Genomic DNA, 19812 nt, shown 5'->3' on the forward strand with positions numbered 1-19812 from the left:
AACTACCAAGGAAGAAAGGCGAAAGAACGAACTTGAAGAACGAGCTTGAATAATTAACTGAGGAGTTATAACAGAGAAATAACAGAAAAGAGGTTAATGGGGTGGATGATGGGGATCGAACCCACGACCACCGGAGCCACAATCCGGGGCTCTACCACTGAGCTACATCCACCATAACCTGTAGAAGGGAATTGCTGCTTGCTGTGCTGTCACTGGGGTGGATGATGGGGATCGAACCCACGACCACCGGAGCCACAATCCGGGGCTCTACCACTGAGCTACATCCACCATTGACAACTGCAACTGACGAGACATCAAGGCTGATCGCTACTGGTACAAATGGCGCGCCCAGCAGGATTCGAACCTGCAACCTACGGCTTAGAAGGCCGTTGCTCTATCCGGTTGAGCTATGAGCGCACATGTAATATCTGTAGACAAAGACATTGATGAGCACTTGACCACAACCATCGCCTGGAAAAGCAAAACTACCTTTCGCGTTAGACGTGGTCGGGGTGGAGGGATTCGAACCCCCGACATCCTGCTCCCAAAGCAGGCGCGCTACCAGACTGCGCTACACCCCGATTTCATTGCCTAAACGCTGCCGCCTGGCCCGTCTCAAGCGAGGCATATATTACTGTTTTTAATTTTAAAGTCAACCATCAACATGACAACTTACCGTGGCACTTTGCCTGACTGCCCCATCATGCGAAAATTAGCGATGTCAGACCTTTGATTAACACTCGTGTTTTTGTTCGCCCTTCAACCTCTACGGGGATTTCTTTACATGACCGCCCAACTCATCGATGGCAAAGCGATCGCCGCCAATGTCCGTCAGCATGTTGCTCAACAGGTAGCTGCCCGCCAGCAGGCGGGTAAACGAGCACCCGGACTTGCGGTTGTGGTGGTAGGAGATGACCCCGCTTCACAGGTCTATGTCAACAATAAACACCGCGCCTGTGAACAGGCAGGCATTTTTTCCTTTCAGCACGCCCTGCCCAGCCATACTTCCCAACAGACACTTGAAGCACTGGTTGACCAGTTAAATGACGACCCTGCCGTCGACGGCATCCTTGTCCAACTGCCCTTGCCTGAATCGCTTGACGCCGAACCGATACTCGAACGAATTCGCCCCGACAAGGACGTCGATGGTTTTCACCCCTTCAATATTGGCCGTCTTGCCCAGCGCATGCCTGCCCTTCGTCCCTGCACCCCGAAAGGCATCATGACGCTGCTTGAGCAGAGTGGCGTCAAGGTCCGCGGTCTCGATGCCACTGTCGTCGGCGCCTCTAACATTGTCGGCCGACCCATGGCGCTGGAACTTATGCTCGCTGGCGCCACCACCACGGTATGTCACCGGTTTACCAGGGATCTGGAAGCACATGTCCGGCGTGCCGACCTTGTAGTGGTCGCCGTCGGCAAACCCGGCATTGTCCAAGGCGATTGGATAAAACCCGGTGCTGTGGTGATTGATGTGGGTATCAATCGCCAGGAAAACGGCAAGCTGAAAGGGGATGTCGGTTTCACCGCTGCGGCCGAACGCGCCAGCTTGATCACCCCCGTCCCCGGCGGCGTGGGACCGATGACCGTTGCCACGCTACTGGAAAACACCCTGGCGGCCGCTGAACAGCACGACCAATCTGACAGCTAATCGTGGCTGTTTATCTTCTTCTGATGGATAGGAAAACAACATAGTGAAGCGTATCGGCATCATCGGCGCCATGGCCCAGGAAGTCAGGATCCTGGCGTCCCAGCTCGAAAACCCGGAGCGTTATGAACACGCTGGGTTTATCTTTCATCGCGGCACACGCCATGGCCTCGATGTGACAATCCTTCAATCGGGTATTGGCAAAGTGAACGCCGCGGTGGGCACTGCGCTACTTTTAGAGCGCCATCAACCTGACGCGGTGATCAACACCGGCTCAGCCGGTGGGTTCGCCAGCGACCTGAAAATCGGCGATATCATCATTTCCGACGAAGTTCGCCACCATGACGTAGACGCGGTGGTATTCGGCTACGAAATGGGCCAGGTCCCCGGCATGCCCGCGGCTTATCTGGCCGATAAAGCGCTCCGCAAAGTGGCTCAGGGAGCCATCAAGACACTCGGCGAGGTCAACGTGCGTGAAGGCTTGATCGCCACTGGCGATGCCTTCATGGCCGACCCGGCCAGAGTCGATGCCACACGCGCCTTGTTCCCCAGCATGCTGGCGGTGGAAATGGAAGCCGCCGCTATTGCCCAGACATGCCACCTTTACCAATGCCCGTTCGTGGTTATCCGCGCGCTATCCGATATTCCCGGCAGTGGCGATAACCACCTGTCCTTTGAGCAATTCCTGGATGTGGCTGCCGACCATTCCTCGCGCATGGTCGACCAGATGCTCCTCACTTTAGGCGCTAGCTGATTGACCAGTCGAGCGTCTCCCCCGCCAGCAGCGGAATAATCGCCTCGCCATCGGCATAGGGGTAGCTGGCGGGGACGCTTTGCGGGCTCCGCGACAAGGTAATCGTATCGCCATTGGGCGGCAGCCCGTAAAAGCGCGGTCCGTTGAGGCTGGCAAACCCCTCCAGCGCCGACAGCGCCCCGACTTCGTCAAACGCCGTCGCATAAAGCTCTATCGCCGTGGAGGCCGTGTAAGCGCCCGCACAACCACAGCTGGACTCTTTGGCGGTTTGCGCATGGGGAGCGCTGTCGGTGCCCAGAAAGAACTTCCCGCTGCCACTGGTCGCCGCTTTCAATAGGGCCTGACGGTGCCTTTCGCGCTTGAGAATGGGCAGGCAGTAATAGTGCGGCCGAATCCCCCCGACCAGCATTTTATTGCGATTGAACAACAGGTGATGCGCGGTAATCGTCGCGGCCACGGTATCGGGTGCCTGGGCAACGAACTCGGCGGCTTGTTGTGTCGTGATATGTTCGAACACCACTTTCAGCGTTGGGTGGCGCGCTAAAAGCGGCGTCAGCACGCGCTCGATAAACACCGCCTCGCGATCAAAAATATCAATATCTGGGTCGGTGACCTCGCCATGCATCAACAACGGCATGCCTGCATCGGCAAGCGCGGCAATGGTAGCATCGCAGCGGGTCAGATCTGTCACCCCTGAGGCGGAGTTGGTGGTCGCCCCTGCCGGGTAAAGCTTGACGGCGTTGACAATACCGCTTCTTGCTGCCCGTTCAATCTCTTCCGGCGGAGTGGTATCTGTCAAATACAATGTCATGAGCGGTTCAAAGCGGCTACCGGCAGGCAATGCATCCAGAATCCGCTCACGGTAAGCGATAGCTTGCTCGGTCGTGGTGATCGGCGGCGTCAAGTTCGGCATAATGATTGCGCGCCCCATTTGGGCCGCGGTGTGGCCCACAACCGCTTTCAGCGCTTCGCCATCGCGCAGGTGGAGGTGCCAGTCGTCTGGCCGGGTCAAAGTAATAGCGTCCACGGAAGATCCTGTACGTCGTCAGTTATCGCAGTCAATGAAATGGGCGCCCTGCGCCTCAAGCAGCAGTATACCGGATACACCATCAGGTTGAATCGAGTGCAATTCACCCACAGCTAAACCGATGTGGCGTATGATAATTATCACTGGTTGGTCAAAGGATACACGTTATGCAGAAGGTCCGGCGAAATGCCGACATTATTGCCAGCCTCGAAGGCTTGCTGTGGCTCGCGCTAGCGTGGTCGGTGTCGTTTTCAACGTATTACGGCAGCACCGAAGCGACAGTCACCATGTTGCTGATCGTCGCCACCCTGGCATTTTTCAGCTGGGCACACCGGCCGCTTCGCTACCTGCTGCGACGCTATCATGTGCGCAAACGGCGGACCGATATGTGGATTCACTTGCTGGCGCTGCCGGTGCTTATTGCGATGTTTTTCCACATCATGATTGAGGGCCTGCTGGGCAGCGCCTGGCTGCCGCCCAAGATGCTGGTATTCAATATTGTTGCCACGGCGGGATGGTTAACCTACGTCATGACACTGTTTATTAAATTCCTGATCCATCGCTTTAAATCCACCGCCAGGTGAGCAAGATGCCAACCGAGCTCCCGCTGCCGTTATCGACCCCAAACCGTAATCTGGTCCGATTGACCATTGTACGAGGCATCACCTGGACGGGTTTTTTAATCGCCATCATCGTGGGCGTCAAATTCCTCTCGTTCGAACTACCCGTTCCTGAGGTGGTCAGCGTTGTCCTGGCAATGGGACTGCTCAACATTGCCACCTGGTGGCGGCTGGGTCGGCCGCGTGCGGTCCGGCATCTTGAGTATTTGCTGCATCTGCTTGCTGATATAGTGGGCTTGACGCTGCTGTTCTATTTTTCCGGGGGCTCCACCAATCCCTTCATCACCTATTACCTGGTACCCATTACCATTGCGGCCGCGACCCTGCCCTGGCGTCATGCGTGGATCATTGCCGGCTGTGCCATGGCCGCCTATAGCTTCTTGATGATTGACTACCATCCGATCCCCCAACTGGGCCATATCAACAGCGGCAGCCCGCTTAGTCTCCACGTACTGGGCATGTGGGTGAATTTCGGCATGTCAGCGGGGCTCGTCACTTTCTTCATCTATAAAATGGCCCATGCCTTGAGACGTCGCGACCAGGCCCTTTCGCGCACCCGTGAAGCGGCGTTACGCAACGAACAAGTGTTGGCCGTTGCCACCCAGGCGGCGGGCACCGCGCATGAACTGGGCACGCCACTATCCACCATGGCCGTACTGCTCAAGGATATGCAGGAAGAAGCCAAGGACCACCCGGAGCGTCAGGAAGATATCGAATTACTGCGTCAGCAGGTGGATATTTGCAAATCGCGCCTGCAGCATCTCGTCAACCAGGCGGACCGGCGGCGCATGGCAGAACCGGAAGTGCTCGACGCCGAAACCTGGCTGGGCGGTGTTGTCCAACGCTGGCTGGTATTGCGGCCCGATGTCAGCCACCAATTGGACATCGCCAGCCGCCGTGGGCGACCCTGGCTGGCGGTTGACGCCACCCTTGATCAGGCGCTGACCAATCTGCTCAATAACGCTGCGGACGCCAATCCTGAAGACATCGCCATCGGGCTGGACTGGCACTCTGACCGCGTCGTCATCGATATTCGTGACCACGGCCCAGGCGTTGCCATGTCGATCGCCGATCAGTTGGGCGATACGTTCATTTCCACAAAAAGCAAGGGAATGGGCATTGGTTTATTCTTGACCCACGCCACGATCAATCGCTTTGGCGGGGGCGTCAGTCTTTACAACCATCCCGAAGGCGGTACGTTAACCGAGGTCACGCTACCCCGTGCAGACGCTGACTAGGCTATGTGGCGCTCTCGTTTTAGTGATTAATTGAGGTCATCATGCAAACACCCAACCAGCGGTTATTGATTGTCGACGACGACGAGATGTTTTGCCATGTGCTAAGCCGCTCCCTCACCCGGCGAGGCTTTGAGGTCGTCGTGGCACATGATGCGGACCAGGCCCTGGCACTTGCGGCCCAACATGCCCCCACCATGGCCACCCTCGACTTGAAGCTGGAAAATTCCTCGGGGCTCAAGTTATTGCCCGACCTGCTGGCAGTCGTGCCGCACTGCCATGTGGTCGTCTTGACCGGCTACTCGAGTATTGCGACCGCCGTGGAAGCCATCAAGCTCGGGGCCGTCAATTATTTATGCAAACCGGTTGACGCTGACGATGTACTGAACGCGTTCGACCGCTCCGAAGGTGATCCCAACATTGAAGTTGCTGATAGCCCACCTTCCATCAATCGCATTACCTGGGAACACATCCAAAAGGTCTTGCAGGAGCACGATGGCAATATCTCGGCCACTGCCAGGGCGCTCGGCATGCACCGCCGAACGCTACAGCGCAAATTGCAAAAGCGCCCTGTACGTCGCTAACCGTTTATCTGCCTCCGCTTGCATGGCAACGGAGGCGGTTTAAGACGGACTAATGGGCGGTCCAGCCAAGGTCGATATTCCAACTCGCTCCGGTCACCGCCCCTGCAGCGTCGGAGGCCATATAGGCAACCAGCTGCGCTACTTCAGCGGGTTCGATCAGGCGTTTCACAGCGGCATTCTTGAGCATGATATTTTCAATCACTTCCTGCTCGCCCATGCCATGCAGCTTGGCCTGATCCGCAATCTGATTATCGACCAGAGGGGTTTTCACGTAGGCCGGGCATATCGCATTAGCCGTAATCCCCTGCTCACCACCTTCCAGCGCAGCCGTCTTGGTGAGCCCGATCATGCCGTGCTTGGCACTGATATAAGCGGCTTTCCCCGGCGAGGCCACCTGGGCATGAATAGACGCAATATTGACGATCCGGCCCCAGCCCTTTTCACGCATGTGCGGCCAGGCTGCCTGGGTCAGCAGGAAAGGGGCTGTCAGCATCAGGTCGATAATGTGACGCCATTTCGCTTCGGGAAAGTCTTCAATCGCCGCCACATGCTGAATCCCGGCATTGTTAACCAGGATATCCACGCCGCCAAAGCGTTTGACCGCCTCCGCAACGGCACCGCGACAGGCCTCCGGGTCGGTCAAATCTGCCTGGTAGAACGCAGCCCCTGCCGCCTCGGCGATCTTTTTACCCTCAGGGTTGAAATCGACCGCCAATACCTGGTGGCCCAATTCGCAAAAGTGTTTGACCACTGCTTCGCCAATACCGCTGCTGGTGCCGGTAACCAAGGCAACACGGGGGGTCACTGCTGTCGTCGTCATGGCAAATCCTGTTGATTAAGTGAGTGGGCTTGCTGGGTTCAGTCTAGTTGATTGCTTACCGCTTCACTGCGCCTCTTCGAAAAGACGCAGATGATAACGTGACTCAATAACCTTTTTAGCGTTCCCCTATTGGATAACACTGGCGGGTTGATTCACAATGTTCTGTCGTTCTATCACCAGCAAAGGAGTCATGTATGTTTGTGGTCATTTTTGGACGCTTGTCCTGCCCGTTTTGTGTCCGCGCCAAGCAGCTTGCTGAGCAGCTGGAACAAGCGGGGAACATTGAAGGCTATCGCTACGTCGACATGCCGTCTGAGGGTGTCAGCAAAGACGATATTGCCAAAACCGCCGGCAAGCCGATTCATACCGTTCCCCAGGTTTTTGTCGATCAGCAGCATGTCGGTGGCTTTACCGAATTCGACCAGTTTGTGCGCGACCACCAGCTACTGAGCACCTCGTCGACTGCCTGAGTCAGCGTTAGCCTGCCGTTTAGCTGCGTTGAACCGTTCACCTGTCACTTGCCTATACTGACTTGATAGCAACCTAGACGTTAATGGTCCGATACCTTGGCAAGGAAGGCAGTATGCATCGCGAGGAGTTCATCCAGCAGTTGTGGCTGGATTATATCCATACTCACCCTGATATCGGGGCACTCCGCCTCTGGCCCCTTTCCACGCCAGCGGATTACCTCACCCTGGTGACGCTCAACCATGGCGGTTTTTCCGCCCAAGCGCTATCGCCTTCGCTTGCCCATATGGGTTATCGCCACATCGGGCATTATGCGATGGCCGACAAGGGACTGCTCATCCATCTCTTGGCGCCAGCGGAGGGTGGAAGCTGCCTGGTTCTTGTCGAATTACAGACGGGCACCCTGTCAAAATCGCTACGTGAAGCGCTGCTGGGCCTCGTCCAGCAAACGCACCCGCAAGACAGCAAAGGCCAAAACCTGCTGTGTAGAGGTCGCCCCTGGCCAATGCCTGCCTGGGCACTTTATCAGAAGCTACACGATGAACACCCGCTCGCCGCCTGGTTAGCCGTTATGGGGCCCAGGCTGCACCATGTCGGCTTTGACTGCGAACAGCTTGGCAGCTCAATGGAAGCCATTGACCGGCAACTATTACAAAGCGGCCTGACCCACATGGTAGATCAGCAAAATGGGGTATTCAGCGTTTCCAACCTGCTTGTCCATCGTTTTTACCCCGCCACCCCGCAAAAAATGATATTCGACCAGGGTGACGAACATCGTCTCTGTCTGGGCGGTCTGGCCATAGTTCAGAGGCACCTGGAAAGCAATCACGAACGGATAGCCGAGCTATTGCTGCCTGTTCATGCCCGCTGCGAGATAGCGTAAGCGCCAGGCGACGCTTACGCCTTGACTTGCGTCAGGCACTCGGGGGCCGACTAGCCTTGGGCAAATGTCATTTCGGGGACGTGGTCGGGTACCACCAGCTTGCCTGCAGTCTTTTCGACGATTTCTTCAACGCTCACGCCCGGCGCACGCTCTTTCAGAATGAAAGTGCCGTCCTTGATTTCAAGGTATGCCAGGTCCGTCAATACACGGTTAATACAGCCTGCGCCGGTCAATGGCAGATTGCATTTTTCGAGCAATTTGGACTCCCCGTGTTTTGACGCATGAGTCATGGTGCAAATGATATTTTCCGCACCAGCTACCAGATCCATGGCGCCCCCCATCCCCTTGATCAGCTTGCCGGGAATCATCCAGGAGGCAATATTGCCATTCTGATCGACCTCAAACGCCCCCAGTACCGTCAGATCCACGTGGCCGCCGCGAATCATCGCGAACGACTCTGCCGATGAAAAAATCGCCGCGCCCGGTCTTGCCGTAACGGTTTGCTTGCCGGCGTTGATCATGTCGGGATCAACTTCTTCTTCGGTGGGATAACGCCCCATGCCCAGCAAACCATTTTCCGACTGAAGCATTACGTCCATATCCTCGGGGATATAGTTAGCCACCAGGGTCGGAATGCCGATTCCCAAATTAACGTAAAAGCCGTCTTCCAGTTCCCGCGCCACACGCTGAGCCATTTGTTCACGTGTCAGTGCCATGATCAGTTCCTCATAGTGAATCGATTAAAAGCCAAAACAACCGGGTCGTTCGATAGCGCTGCACTCTTAACTGTGAACCGTGCGTTTTTCGATGCGCTTCTCAAACGTGCCCTGAATGATTCGGTCTACATAGATGCCCGGTGTATGGATCTGACTGGGCTCCAGTTCGCCGGGCTCAACGATCTCTTCGACTTCAACGACAGTAATCCTGCCCGCCGTTGCGACCATGGGATTAAAGTTCTGCGCCGTATGGCGGTACATGACATTACCGTAACGGTCGGCTTTCCAGCCCTTCACAATGGCAAATTCACCGGTTATGGCCTCTTCCAGAATATGCGGACGACCATTGAATTCACGGACTTCCTTGCCTTCGCCAATGGGAGTGCCATAGCCGGTGGCGGTATAAAACGCCGGGATACCGGCTCCGCCTGCGCGCATCTTTTCCGCGAGCGTCCCCTGAGGGGTTAGCACCACTTCGATCTCGTCATTGAGCATTTGCTGCTCGAACAGCGCATTCTCGCCTACATAAGACGCCAGAATCTTGCGTATCTGACGGTCTTCGAGCAACAGGCCGAGGCCAAAACCGTCAACGCCACAGTTGTTCGATACAACGGTCAGGTCCTTGACGCCACGTCGCTTTATTTCAGCAATCAGATTTTCGGGAATGCCGCACAGGCCGAAACCACCGGCCAATACGGTCATGCCGCTTTCAATGCCTTCCATCGCTTCTTCGTAGGAAGCAACACGCTTATCGAATCCTGCCATTGTTATACCTCGCCTTGTTGTCGATGACGGTTGTCAGTGATACACCAATGTCGCTGAGCCCACGAGATCCAAGGTGTGACGGCTATCGCGACGCAGGCTTCTGGTTGCAGTGTTGTGCCAGACAATATATTTGTTAAGTTTGTTTTTCTTATCAATTTATTTGCATAACTTATAAAGAGCCGACCATGACCGTCAAACAGTTGCGCGCCTTCCTGGCCGTTGCCCAGACCCTGAGCTTTACTCAGGCCTGCGAACGGTTACATTTGTCCCAGCCTGCCCTTAGTCTAGCCATAAAAGGGCTCGAAGATGCTCTGGGCGGCAAACTATTGCTACGCAGCACTCGCAGTGTCCGCTTAACCCCCGAGGGCGAGTCGCTGCTGCCGCTGGCCAAGCATTTGCTCGCCCAGTGGGACAATACGGAAGAACGCCTGCGTCAACGCTTCACTTTGCAACTGGGCCGCCTCAGCGTCGCGGCCATGCCTGCTTTTGCCTGCAACCTGCTCCCCGGGGCATTGGTTAGATTCCGTCAACAATACCCCAAAATCAATGTGACCGTGCACGATGTCATCAACGAAGATGTTAACGACATGGTCCGTTCGCGCCAGGTGGAAATGGGCATTGCGTTTGCACCAGAAGGCACCGGCAGCCTGACATTCACGCCTCTGTTCGAGGATCATTTTGTCGCGGTTGTTTCCAAAGGCTCACGGTTGAGTAAGCGAGCCTCACTGTCATGGGCGGACTTGCTAGGCGAAGATTTCATCACCTTGCAACGACCCTCAATGGTCCGCCGACTGCTGGAACAGGCTCTTTCCCGACAGCAAATGGATTTACCGGTCGCCTTCGAAAGTCATCAATTATCGACCGTCGGCCGAATGGTGGCAGAAGGCCTGGGCGTCAGCGCAGTGCCATCAATGTGCATTCCGCAAATGCAGGCGCTGGGCGCTCGATACCTTCCCCTGACCTCGCCAAGCGTTGCCTGTCGCGTGGGGATACTGACGCAACAGGAGCTATCAGTCGCTGCACATGCATTGCGTACGGTATTGCTGGAAACCGTTCAGGCGCCTTACTTACCCGAGCATGAGGCTGGGCAGGCTGGTTAATATCCTTTAGCATTCAACATTACGCACCAGTAAGGAAACGCGGTATGCCGATGTTAAAAGGGGTGGTTAGCGTTGCCTTGCTAGCCCTCAACACGCTTTTTTGGGGAATCCCCCTGACAGCGCTGTCGCTGCTCAAAGTAATAACCCCCAAGGGTCGCGTTCTAAAGGCAGTACAAGCAGGCATTGGTCACGTCACCATGAACTGGATAGGCGTTAACCTGTGGTGGATGCGGCACTGGATACAGCCTCGGCTTGATGCATCTGTCCCCGATAACCTGCGTCCGGATCAGTGGTGGTTGGTGATTTCCAATCATCGTAGCTGGACCGATATCTTTATGCTGTTGTTGGTTCTGCATCGGCGCATTCCCATGCCGCGTTTCTTTGTAAAACGGCAGTTATTGTGGATACCGATTGTGGGTCTTGCCTTTTGGGCGCTCGATTTCCCTATCATGCGTCGCATTACCCGAGAGCAAATCGCCCGGAATCCCGCCCTGGCAAAGCTGGACCGAGAGGCGACAGAACGCATGTGCGCTCGCGCCCGCCAGTCGCCCATTGCTATCTACAACTTTGTTGAAGGCACTCGCTTTACGCCGCATAAACATGCCTTGCAACAGAGCCCCTACCGCCATCTGCTTCGCCCCAAGGCGGGCGGGGTTGCTCAAGTCCTCAACTTGCTTGGCGACAAGCTCGACGGCATCCTTGACGTCACGTTGAGCTATACCAATCCAAATCCCACATTTTGGGGCTTTCTCTGTGGACAGGAAGCACCGATCACCCTGAAAGCACGCATCCTTGAAGTGCCTGCATGGATGTTGACCGCTGACTATCACGCCGAATCGCAGCACAAGGAACATTTCCACACATGGATCAATGCACTTTGGCAGGAAAAAGACTGTCAACTGGATGGTCAGATCGATCACGCTTGAGCAAGTGGCTCGGGGCTATCATGGTCGCCAGCATAATGGTGGGCTGCGCCGGCACGCCCTCTGCCCCGCAGCGAGTCGCTGCCCCGGCGATGACCCAGATCAGCGGTAGCTGGGTGGCAATCAAACGTGGTGATACGCTGGGCCAGTTAGCCAAACGCGCCAACGTGCCACTCGAAAGGCTACAGCGCTTCAATCCAGGCGTAAAAGCTCGCCACCTGGCCGTTGGTCAACGCGTGCTGATTCCTACGCAGCAGGAACGCGCGCCGGCAAGTGGACCATACCGCTACCAAATCCGCCCGGGCGATACTTTTTCCAGCCTTGCTCGCCATTTCGGCACCACCTCGTCGCGGCTACAAAGTGCCAACGCGGGCAGCTCGGCGACCGAATTGCGCGTTGGCCAAATGATCAATATTCCCGTCGGTTCGAGCGCTAGCACCTCGACCGCCAGCTCGACACCGTCAAGCACCAGCAAACCGGCCGCGCAAACGTCCAGCGCAAGCAGTTCATCACTCCCGGCATCGGCCAAACGCTGGCCCTGGCCACTGGACGATTACCGGGTTGTTCGCCGCTATGGCCCTGATAGCCGTGGCACGCTTCAGCCCATGCTGCTGGCCACCCAGGCCAATGCCAGCGTAAAGGCAGTCGCCAAGGGCGAGGTCCGCTTTGCAGGCAGTATGCGACAGCTTGAGAAGGTGGTGATTGTTCACCATGCAGATAACCTGCAAAGCGTCTATGCCCTGTGTGAGCAGTTAACTGTCGAGGAAGGTCAGCAGGTAGCCGTAGGCGACCCGCTTTGCCAGGTAGGCAAAAGCCGGGCCACGGGTCGTCATGATTTGTTGTTTGATTTACGCCAGGGTGGAAAACCGATTGACCCTCGGCAAGTGCTGAAATAAAACCGGCCCCGCGGCTACAGCCAGGGCGGGGGCGGTTTCACCACCACGCCTAACCACGATAATAGTTGGCAGTGACAAACGGTGTTTTTGTGACGGTCATGGGTAACCGTTTACCGCGCACTTCGGCATAAACGGTCGTGCCCGGTGCTTCAAGGTCGCGGGCAACGTAGCCCATTGCCACTGGCTTACCCACACTGGGCCCGAATCCGCCGGAGGTCACCATCCCCACCTCACTGCCATTCTCAGTTAACAGCGTTGCGCCTTCACGCACCGGCTGGCGCCCCTCGGCCACCAGCCCCACGCGTTTACGGGTATGGTCTTTGGTATCGACCTGGTGAAGGATCAAATCCGCACCGGGAAAGCCGCCAGGGCGATCGCCGCCGTGACGACGCGGCTTGCTGATCGCCCAGATCAAACCGGCTTCTACCGGTGTGGTCATGGTATCCATGTCGTGCCCGTAGAGGCACAGACCTGCCTCCAGACGCAAGGAGTCACGGGCACCGAGGCCGATGGCTTCGACTTCAGGCTCTGACAGCAATCGTTCAGCGAAAGCCTCGGTGGCGTCAGCCGCCACCGATATTTCGAAGCCATCTTCGCCGGTGTAGCCACTGCGGCTGATCCAGACCTCTTGATCGGCCACTTGAAAGCGACCGTGCTGCATAAACACCATCTCGCAGGCTGCCGGGCAAATCCGCTGCATGACCAGATGCGCACTGGGTCCCTGCAGGGCGAGCAACCCCCGGTCCAGCGGTTCTATGGTCAGGCGGTCACCTAAATGTGCCTGCAGATGGGCGATATCCTGTTCCTTGCAGGCAGCATTGACCACCAGATAAAAATGATCTCCCGCATTGACGACCATCAGGTCGTCAAGAATTCCGCCTTCGCTGCTGGTCAGCAGCCCATAGCGCTGGGCACCTTCGGCCAACCCAACCAGATCGGCAGGAATCAGGGTTTCCAATTCCTCGGCGACGTTATCGCCAGACACCACTACCTGCCCCATATGCGAGACATCAAACAAGCCGCACTGCCGGCGTGTATGCTCGTGCTCCTTTTTAACGCCCAACGGATATTGGACAGGCATCTCGTAACCGGCAAAAGGCACCATCTTTGCCCCCAGTCGGCAATGCAGCGCATGCAACGGGGTCTGTTTAAGCTCAGTCATCAATCACTCCTTTACAAACAAGAGCGGGAAGCCACATCAGTGCCTTCCCGACTCTTCATCAGCATTGCAAATGCGCACGAGCGCCTGGCAACGATTAGTTATCGTGGTCTAACGATTCCCCTGGCAAGACATCTTTGCCATCGAAATAGTCTTTGGTCAGTTTAAACACGACGGGCGACAGCAGGGCCAGTGCAATCAGGTTGGGGATCGCCATCATGGCGTTGAAGGTATCCGCCATCAGCCAGATGAACCCAAGCTGCGCCATGGCACCAAGCGGAATCGCTAGAACGAAGAGTACGCGATAAAGCATGATGGAGCGCGTCCCGAACAGGAACTGGAAGCATTTTTCGCCGTAGAACGACCAGCCAAGGATAGTGGTAAAGGCAAACACCGCTAGCGCAACGGCAACAATCTGATTGCCGAACCCGGGTAGCGCCGCATCGAAGGAGAGTGCCGTTAACGACGCCCCCTCCTCGCCATCAATCCATACGGTTGAGGTCAAGATAACCAACGCTGTGATGGTGCACACCACAATGGTATCGATAAAGGTTCCCAGCATGGCAATCAGACCCTGGCGGACCGGGTTCTTGGTTTGTGCCGCCGCGTGGGCAATAGGCGCACTACCCAAGCCTGCTTCGTTGGAGAAAATCCCCCGAGCCACACCAAAGCGAATCGCTGCCATGACCGCCGCGCCTGCAAAACCACCCGCAGCCGCAACCGGGTTGAAGGCATAGTAGAAAATCAAGCTGAAGGCTTCACCGATCTGACCGGCATTAATAATCAGCACGACAATACCCGCGACGATGTAGGCTATCCCCATGACGGGTACCAACTTGCCGGCGACCTTGGCAATCCGCTTGATGCCGCCGAGAATGACCGCACCGGCCAGCACCATGATCACCACCCCGGTTAACCATGTCGGCACGCCGAAGGTGGCATCCATGGCATCCGCGACCGAATTGGACTGCACCGTGTTACCAATACCGAAGGCAGCCACAGCACCGAAGAACGCAAACAACACACCAAGCCACATCCATTTCTTGCCAAGACCGTTCTTGATGTAGAACATCGGTCCGCCGACATGGTAGCCAGTGCTGTCGGTCTCACGAAAACGGACCGCCAGCAGGGCCTCGGCAAATTTTGTGGCCATCCCTACCAGCGCCGTGATCCACATCCAGAACACCGCGCCCGGCCCACCTAACGCAATCGCGGTGGCCACCCCGGCGATATTACCGGTACCAATAGTCGCCGACAGCGACGTCATCAGGGCATTAAAGGGGGAAATTTCGCCATCTTTTTCAGCGCTCTCTCCCTTGGCTTCCCGTCCCTGCCACATTAGCTTGAAGCCGATACCGAGCTTCCTGATGGGCATCAGTTTCAGGCCAAGCTGGAGGTAGATCCCCACACCTAACAACAAGATGAGCATCAACGGGCCCCATACCACCCCGTTAATGGCTCCGAAGAGACTGTTTAATGTTTCCACCTGCTACCTCCTTACCCTTTTCATGATTTGATTTATTCGATGTAGGCCAGATGTAACGCTTGACGACGCGTCGCTTAATTCTGGCCATCAAACGCTCTTGTGTCACGAGCCGATCGCTGGCGGCACCCGACGTAAGATCGCCATGTTTTACACCATAACTTTGGTCACTTGCCATGGCATTGTCGAGTTAACGCAGTAAATTTCGCTAAATTGACAATTCATGACCACGTAATCGTCATCGACGTTTTAGATAGGTAGGGATGTCGCTATAAAGCAGCAGCATGGAAACTTGTTTCCTATTGGAAACACGTTACCATGCTTCGCTAAACGCTCGCCGTGAACAGCGCCCATCGCCAAGGTGACCAACAAGCGCTAACATGGCGGCTCCACATCCGTTTCGTATAGGGAATCACCATGAGCAATCTTCCTGCCAACCTTCGTTACGCTGAGAGCCACGAGTGGGTGCTTGACCATCAAGATGGCACGGTCACCATTGGCATTACCGACCATGCTCAAGCCGCGCTTGGCGATGTCGTGTTTGTCGAACTGCCCGATGTCGGCACCACGCTGACCAAAGGCGATGAGTTCGGTGTGATTGAATCGGTCAAAGCCGCTTCTGACCTTTATTCGCCCGTTGATGGCGAGGTTATCGACGTCAATGAAGCGCTGGAAGACGCCCCTGAAACGGTCAACGATGCCCCCTATGAAGGCGGCTGGATCATGAAGGTGCGGTTAAGCGATGACAACCTTGATGAGTTGATGGATGCAGACGCCTATCAAGCGACGTTAAGCGACGACTGATCAATAACGCCTGCCCAGCATTGGCAGGCGCAGCCCCAACCCCTGCCCGGTTTTCTCATCACGTTCGGAATTCTCTCCATGCCTTTTGAAACTCGCCGATTAGCCGAACTGGCTGACCACGATGCTTTTATCAAACGTCACAATGGCCCTGACGCCGACGACGTCTCCACCATGCTAAAAGCGCTCGACATGCAGCGCATGGAAGATCTGATCGAGCAAACTGTCCCCGGCGATATTCGCCTTGGCCGCGAACTGTCGCTCGACGACCCCAGAAGCGAAGCTGAAGCCCTCGATTACCTGAGCCAGTTGGCGCGTCAAAACCGGGTCGCCAAAAGCTATATTGGCCAGGGTTACTATGGGACACACATGCCTGCGGTGATTCAGCGCAATGTCCTGGAAAACCCGGGCTGGTACACGGCATATACGCCTTACCAGCCGGAAATCTCCCAGGGGCGCCTGGAGGGGCTGCTGAACTTCCAGCAGGTGGTCATGGATTTAACCGGCATGGAGCTTGCCAACGCCTCCCTGCTGGATGAGGCGACAGCGGCGGCTGAAGCCATGGCGCTGTGCAAGCGGGCCAACAAGAAAAACAAGTCCAATGCCTTTTTTGTCGCTGACGATGTGTTTGCCCAAACCCTGGACGTGGTGAAAACCCGCGCCGATTTTTTTGGGTTTGAACTCATCGTGGGACCGGCAGCGTCGGTTGCCGAGCATGACGTTTTTGGGGCCTTGTTCCAGTACCCCACGGCCAGCGGCGAAATCAGTGACCTGGCATCGTTGGTCAGCACCGCCGCTGAACGCTCGATCATGACCTGTGTCGCCACTGACCTGTTGAGCCTGGTTCTGCTTAAAGAGCCGGGCGCGCTGGGTGTCGACATTGTGGTGGGTAACTCTCAGCGCTTTGGGGTGCCCATGGGCTTCGGTGGGCCTCATGCCGCCTTTTTTGCCACATCAGACAAGCTCAAGCGATCCATTCCCGGACGGATTATTGGTGTGTCCAAAGACAGCCGCGGCCACACGGCGTTACGCATGGCGATGCAAACCCGTGAGCAGCACATTCGCCGTGAGAAAGCCACGTCGAACATCTGTACTGCCCAGGCGCTACTGGCCAATATTGCCGGTTTTTACGCCACTTACCACGGTGCCGACGGGCTACGCAAAATTGCCGGACGCGTGCATCGTTTGACGACCCTGCTCGCCCACGGCCTTCAGCAGACAGGTATCCGCCTCGCGCATGACACCTGGTTCGATACGCTGCGCCTGACCCAGGTGGATGCAGGCAAAATCCATGGCCGCGCGATGACCCACGACATCAACCTGCATTATTTCGCCAACGGCGATGTGGGTATCAGCCTGGATGAAACCACCACGGCCCACGACGTGGCCATCCTGCTTGACGTACTGCTCGGTGATGAGCACGGACTCTCTGTCGCCGCTCTTGACGAGCAGATTGTCACTGACCGTGTTTCCGGCATTCCCAGTGCTTACCAGCGCGAAAGCGATTTTCTGACCCACCCCACCTTTAAGCGCTATCGCAGCGAAACCGAGATGCTGCGCTATCTGAAGCGGCTGGAAAATAAAGATTTATCGCTTGCCCATGCAATGATTCCCCTCGGCTCGTGCACCATGAAACTCAACGCCACCAGCGAGATGATCCCCGTTTCCTGGCCGGCGTTCGCCCATATCCACCCCTTCGCACCCCGCGAGCAGGCGGCTGGCTACCACCAGATGATCGACGAACTGGCCGATTTCCTGGTTGAGGTGACGGGCTATGAACATATTTCCATGCAGCCCAACTCAGGTGCCCAAGGCGAATACGCCGGGCTGGCAGCCATCAGGCGTTACCAGAATGCCCAGGGCGAGGGCCACCGCAATGTCTGTCTGATCCCAAGCTCGGCCCACGGTACCAATCCGGCATCTGCAGCCATGGTGCAAATGAAAGTGGTGGTCGTCGAGTGCGACGCTAACGGCAACATTGACCTGGACGACCTGCGTACCAAGGCAGAACAGCACCGGGATCAGCTTTCCGCCATCATGCTCACTTATCCGTCGACCCACGGCGTATTTGAAACCAGCGTGCGCGAGGCTTGCCAGATCGTTCACGACAACGGTGGCCAAGTGTATATCGACGGCGCCAACATGAACGCTCAGGTGGGGTTAACCCGTCCCGGGGATTTTGGCGGCGACGTTTCACACCTGAATCTGCATAAAACGTTCTGCATCCCCCACGGCGGCGGCGGTCCAGGCATGGGGCCCATTGGTGTCAAAGCCCACTTGGCTCCCTACGTCTCAAACCACGTGGTCACGCCCATCAACGGCGTCAATCCAGAGTGTGGCGCGGTATCCGCCGCGGCGTTTGGCAGTGCCTCCATCCTGCCGATTTCCTGGGCGTACATTAAAATGATGGGTGCGCGGGGTCTACGTGAAGCAACTGAGCTGGCCATCCTCAATGCCAACTATATCGCCAAGCGGCTTGAAGCGGCTTTTCCGATTCTCTATCGCGGCCAGAACGGTACGGTGGCTCATGAATGCATCATCGACATTCGCCCACTCAAGACGGCCTCGGGCATCAGCGAAGAAGATATCGCCAAACGCCTGATGGATTACGGCTTCCACGCGCCTACCATGTCGTTCCCCGTGCCAGGCACACTGATGATCGAGCCAACCGAGTCGGAATCGCTGTATGAAATAGACCGCTTCTGCGATGCGATGATTGCCATTCGTGGGGAGATCACGCGAGTCGAGCAAGGCGAGTGGCCGCAGGACAACAACCCGCTGGTCAACGCGCCGCACACCCAGGAAGATATCATCGACGCTGAGTGGCAACGTCCTTACGATCGCGAACTGGGGGCCTTCCCTACCGCCGCCGTCAAGGCGTCGAAATATTGGCCGGCGGTGAATCGCGTGGATAACGTCTTTGGCGACCGTCAGCTGATTTGCTCCTGCCCGAGTATCGACGAATACCGCGACGCGTAACGGCCAGGTCGATCAGCCAAGCGCCTTGAGGACGACGCCGGCAAAGGCGGCCTCAAGGCGTTATTTCCTGCATCCGTTCCTGATGAAAGCCATTGAGCAGCTTTTCATAACGCTTGGGCAACACGGAATCTCGCCGACGCAGCAAATACAACACTTCATTGACCGTGTTGGGCAGGTTAAGCGCCTTTACCTGCCGCTGCCATGGGGACGTCTCCAGCACCAGACGCGACACCACGGTAAAACCCAGCCCCCGGGCGACGGCGTCAAGTACCATGCTGACTTCATTGGTAAAGCCCTGGTGGCGAAAATGCGTCATCGAACGGTAATCATCGGGATAGTTGGCCCGCAACAGGGCGTTGGCGTGGTTGATGCCATCATAGTAGTTGAGAAAGCCAATCCCCATCAGGTCCGAAAGCGTTCCTTCGACGAAGTCCGCTGGCACGACCAGACACAGGGGTTCCTGGTGCCATACGTAACATTCCAGATCGGGATGATTGACCGCTTCAGTGACGATCCCGATGTCGTACCGCCCTTCCAGTAAGTCATTGACGATTTCGTGATTGAACGCAAAGCTGTAGCTGACCGTTAGATTGGGATGCCGTTGCTGCTGTCCCAGAATGTAAGGATAAAACATCAGGCCAACACTGCCCGGAGAGGCAATACGACATTCACCGCTGTCCAGTAAATCGTCGTCCAGCGCATGACGAAACTGCTCATGCTCAGCAAACAGTTTTAACGCATAGTCGTAAGCGCGACGCCCCGACTCGGTCAATGTAAAACCCCGTCCGCGCCGTTCCAGCAAGGTCTTATTTAAATAACGCTCCAACTTGCGAATGTGCTGGCTCACCCCTGGCTGCGTCATATCCAGTCGCTGCGCGGTGCGCGTAAAGCTGCCGGTTTCCACTAAGGTGATGTAGGTTCGAAAATATTGCGCATTAAACATGTTGAGCATCA

Annotated in this window: 19 protein-coding genes and 4 tRNA genes; 12 read left to right on the forward strand and 11 right to left on the reverse strand. The window is 56.4% G+C overall.

What is annotated here, in order from left to right; all coding sequences use genetic code 11:
- Positions 1-97: 97 nt before the first annotated feature.
- The 4 genes from IT895_RS09355 to IT895_RS09370 form a co-directional block, all read right to left on the reverse strand.
- A tRNA-His gene (locus IT895_RS09355) sits at positions 98-172 on the reverse strand.
- A gap of 41 nt (positions 173-213) precedes the next feature.
- Positions 214-288: transfer RNA gene (locus tag IT895_RS09360), tRNA-His, on the reverse strand.
- Between the two features lie 52 nt (positions 289-340).
- A tRNA-Arg gene (locus IT895_RS09365) sits at positions 341-417 on the reverse strand.
- An 87-nt stretch (positions 418-504) separates the two neighbouring features.
- Positions 505-581, reverse strand: a tRNA-Pro gene (locus IT895_RS09370).
- A gap of 203 nt (positions 582-784) precedes the next feature.
- On the opposite strand from IT895_RS09370, the gene folD reads away from it, so the two are divergent.
- Complete coding sequence (folD, locus tag IT895_RS09375; protein ID WP_199285336.1) at positions 785-1648, forward strand: bifunctional methylenetetrahydrofolate dehydrogenase/methenyltetrahydrofolate cyclohydrolase FolD; 864 nt, start codon at positions 785-787, stop codon at positions 1646-1648.
- Positions 1649-1691: 43 nt separating this feature from the next.
- On the forward strand, positions 1692-2399 hold the full coding sequence (gene mtnN / locus IT895_RS09380) for a 5'-methylthioadenosine/S-adenosylhomocysteine nucleosidase (RefSeq protein ID WP_085918520.1): 708 nt from the start codon (positions 1692-1694) through the stop codon (positions 2397-2399).
- On the opposite strand, the gene pyrC is transcribed toward mtnN, so the two are convergent.
- Entirely contained in the window at positions 2392-3426 is a 1035-nt protein-coding gene (pyrC, locus tag IT895_RS09385) for a dihydroorotase (protein ID WP_085918519.1), read from the reverse strand. The two genes, mtnN and pyrC, sit on opposite strands and share 8 nt — an antisense overlap.
- A 167-nt stretch (positions 3427-3593) precedes the next feature.
- Between pyrC and IT895_RS09390 the strand changes: the two genes are divergently transcribed.
- Genes IT895_RS09390 through IT895_RS09400 form a run of 3 tightly spaced genes read left to right on the forward strand, consistent with a single transcriptional unit; the run spans position 3594 to position 5865 of the window.
- A complete protein-coding gene (locus IT895_RS09390; protein ID WP_085918518.1) occupies positions 3594-4010 on the forward strand; it encodes a hypothetical protein in 417 nt (138 codons plus the stop codon).
- Between the two features lie 5 nt (positions 4011-4015).
- Complete coding sequence (locus tag IT895_RS09395) at positions 4016-5284, forward strand: ATP-binding protein (RefSeq protein ID WP_199285337.1); 1269 nt, start codon at positions 4016-4018, stop codon at positions 5282-5284.
- A 41-nt stretch (positions 5285-5325) separates the two neighbouring features.
- The gene (locus tag IT895_RS09400; RefSeq protein ID WP_085918516.1) at positions 5326-5865 is read left to right on the forward strand and encodes a response regulator transcription factor; all 540 of its coding nucleotides are present in this window, start codon (positions 5326-5328) and stop codon (positions 5863-5865) included.
- Between the two features lie 49 nt (positions 5866-5914).
- On the opposite strand, the gene IT895_RS09405 is transcribed toward IT895_RS09400, so the two are convergent.
- Positions 5915-6685, reverse strand: coding sequence for a 3-hydroxybutyrate dehydrogenase (locus IT895_RS09405; protein ID WP_199285338.1), 771 nt, complete (start codon positions 6683-6685; stop codon positions 5915-5917).
- 194 nt (positions 6686-6879) lie between these two features.
- On the opposite strand from IT895_RS09405, the gene IT895_RS09410 reads away from it, so the two are divergent.
- Both IT895_RS09410 and IT895_RS09415 read left to right on the forward strand, forming a co-directional pair.
- On the forward strand, positions 6880-7155 hold the full coding sequence (locus IT895_RS09410) for a GrxA family glutaredoxin (protein WP_085918514.1): 276 nt from the start codon (positions 6880-6882) through the stop codon (positions 7153-7155).
- Positions 7156-7268: 113 nt separating this feature from the next.
- Positions 7269-8036, forward strand: a complete 768-nt coding sequence (locus IT895_RS09415) for a DUF1338 family protein (protein WP_199285339.1) — start codon at positions 7269-7271, stop codon at positions 8034-8036.
- A gap of 50 nt (positions 8037-8086) precedes the next feature.
- Here the strand turns inward: IT895_RS09415 and IT895_RS09420 are convergent, their stop codons facing one another.
- Positions 8087-8752, reverse strand: a complete 666-nt coding sequence (locus IT895_RS09420; protein WP_085918512.1) for a CoA transferase subunit B — start codon at positions 8750-8752, stop codon at positions 8087-8089.
- A gap of 66 nt (positions 8753-8818) precedes the next feature.
- On the reverse strand, positions 8819-9517 hold the full coding sequence (locus IT895_RS09425; protein WP_066320486.1) for a CoA transferase subunit A: 699 nt from the start codon (positions 9515-9517) through the stop codon (positions 8819-8821).
- A gap of 185 nt (positions 9518-9702) precedes the next feature.
- Between IT895_RS09425 and IT895_RS09430 the strand changes: the two genes are divergently transcribed.
- From IT895_RS09430 to IT895_RS09440, 3 genes are read left to right on the forward strand one after another with little or no spacing between them, the layout of a single operon-like run.
- Positions 9703-10617 carry a LysR family transcriptional regulator gene (locus IT895_RS09430; RefSeq protein WP_085918511.1) on the forward strand — a complete coding sequence of 305 codons (915 nt, stop codon included), beginning with the start codon at positions 9703-9705 and terminating at the stop codon, positions 10615-10617.
- A gap of 44 nt (positions 10618-10661) precedes the next feature.
- Positions 10662-11543 (forward strand): acyltransferase, encoded by an 882-nt coding sequence (locus IT895_RS09435; protein ID WP_085918510.1) that lies wholly within the window; start codon positions 10662-10664, stop codon positions 11541-11543.
- A gap of 20 nt (positions 11544-11563) precedes the next feature.
- Positions 11564-12436, forward strand: coding sequence for a LysM peptidoglycan-binding domain-containing protein (locus tag IT895_RS09440; RefSeq protein WP_199285340.1), 873 nt, complete (start codon positions 11564-11566; stop codon positions 12434-12436).
- 49 nt (positions 12437-12485) lie between these two features.
- Here IT895_RS09440 and gcvT read toward each other — a convergent pair whose 3' ends face one another.
- Positions 12486-13598, reverse strand: coding sequence for a glycine cleavage system aminomethyltransferase GcvT (gcvT, locus tag IT895_RS09445; protein ID WP_199285341.1), 1113 nt, complete (start codon positions 13596-13598; stop codon positions 12486-12488).
- 94 nt (positions 13599-13692) lie between these two features.
- Positions 13693-15081, reverse strand: a complete 1389-nt coding sequence (locus tag IT895_RS09450; RefSeq protein WP_085918507.1) for an alanine/glycine:cation symporter family protein — start codon at positions 15079-15081, stop codon at positions 13693-13695.
- Between the two features lie 414 nt (positions 15082-15495).
- Here IT895_RS09450 and gcvH point away from each other — a divergent pair, with 414 nt between their 5' ends.
- Both gcvH and gcvP read left to right on the forward strand, forming a co-directional pair.
- Positions 15496-15882 (forward strand): glycine cleavage system protein GcvH, encoded by a 387-nt coding sequence (gene gcvH, locus IT895_RS09455; protein ID WP_085918506.1) that lies wholly within the window; start codon positions 15496-15498, stop codon positions 15880-15882.
- Positions 15883-15960: 78 nt separating this feature from the next.
- Positions 15961-18858: an aminomethyl-transferring glycine dehydrogenase gene (gcvP, locus tag IT895_RS09460; RefSeq protein WP_199285342.1), complete on the forward strand. Its 2898-nt coding sequence runs from the start codon at positions 15961-15963 to the stop codon at positions 18856-18858.
- A 52-nt stretch (positions 18859-18910) separates the two neighbouring features.
- Here the strand turns inward: gcvP and IT895_RS09465 are convergent, their stop codons facing one another.
- Entirely contained in the window at positions 18911-19801 is an 891-nt protein-coding gene (locus IT895_RS09465) for a LysR family transcriptional regulator (protein ID WP_085918654.1), read from the reverse strand.
- Positions 19802-19812 lie beyond the last annotated feature (11 nt).

It is taken from the genome of Halomonas sp. A40-4 (assembly GCF_015767635.1).
GTDB lineage: Bacteria > Pseudomonadota > Gammaproteobacteria > Pseudomonadales > Halomonadaceae > Vreelandella > Vreelandella janggokensis.

Excerpts from the sequence above, each read along its gene's own strand:
- folD (WP_199285336.1), top strand. The coding sequence starts at position 785 with ATGACCGCCCAACTCATCGATGGCAAAGCGATCGCCGCCAATGTCCGT.
- IT895_RS09390 (WP_085918518.1), top strand. The coding sequence starts at position 3,594 with ATGCAGAAGGTCCGGCGAAATGCCGACATTATTGCCAGCCTCGAAGGC.
- IT895_RS09395 (WP_199285337.1), top strand. The coding sequence starts at position 4,016 with ATGCCAACCGAGCTCCCGCTGCCGTTATCGACCCCAAACCGTAATCTG.
- IT895_RS09400 (WP_085918516.1), top strand. The coding sequence starts at position 5,326 with ATGCAAACACCCAACCAGCGGTTATTGATTGTCGACGACGACGAGATG.
- IT895_RS09405 (WP_199285338.1), bottom strand. The coding sequence starts at position 6,685 with ATGACGACGACAGCAGTGACCCCCCGTGTTGCCTTGGTTACCGGCACC.
- IT895_RS09410 (WP_085918514.1), top strand. The coding sequence starts at position 6,880 with ATGTTTGTGGTCATTTTTGGACGCTTGTCCTGCCCGTTTTGTGTCCGC.
- IT895_RS09415 (WP_199285339.1), top strand. The coding sequence starts at position 7,269 with ATGCATCGCGAGGAGTTCATCCAGCAGTTGTGGCTGGATTATATCCAT.
- IT895_RS09420 (WP_085918512.1), bottom strand. The coding sequence starts at position 8,752 with ATGGCACTGACACGTGAACAAATGGCTCAGCGTGTGGCGCGGGAACTG.
- IT895_RS09425 (WP_066320486.1), bottom strand. The coding sequence starts at position 9,517 with ATGGCAGGATTCGATAAGCGTGTTGCTTCCTACGAAGAAGCGATGGAA.
- IT895_RS09430 (WP_085918511.1), top strand. The coding sequence starts at position 9,703 with ATGACCGTCAAACAGTTGCGCGCCTTCCTGGCCGTTGCCCAGACCCTG.
- IT895_RS09435 (WP_085918510.1), top strand. The coding sequence starts at position 10,662 with ATGCCGATGTTAAAAGGGGTGGTTAGCGTTGCCTTGCTAGCCCTCAAC.
- IT895_RS09440 (WP_199285340.1), top strand. The coding sequence starts at position 11,564 with ATGGTCGCCAGCATAATGGTGGGCTGCGCCGGCACGCCCTCTGCCCCG.
- gcvT (WP_199285341.1), bottom strand. The coding sequence starts at position 13,598 with ATGACTGAGCTTAAACAGACCCCGTTGCATGCGCTGCATTGCCGACTG.
- gcvH (WP_085918506.1), top strand. The coding sequence starts at position 15,496 with ATGAGCAATCTTCCTGCCAACCTTCGTTACGCTGAGAGCCACGAGTGG.
- gcvP (WP_199285342.1), top strand. The coding sequence starts at position 15,961 with ATGCCTTTTGAAACTCGCCGATTAGCCGAACTGGCTGACCACGATGCT.
- IT895_RS09465 (WP_085918654.1), bottom strand. The coding sequence starts at position 19,801 with ATGTTTAATGCGCAATATTTTCGAACCTACATCACCTTAGTGGAAACC.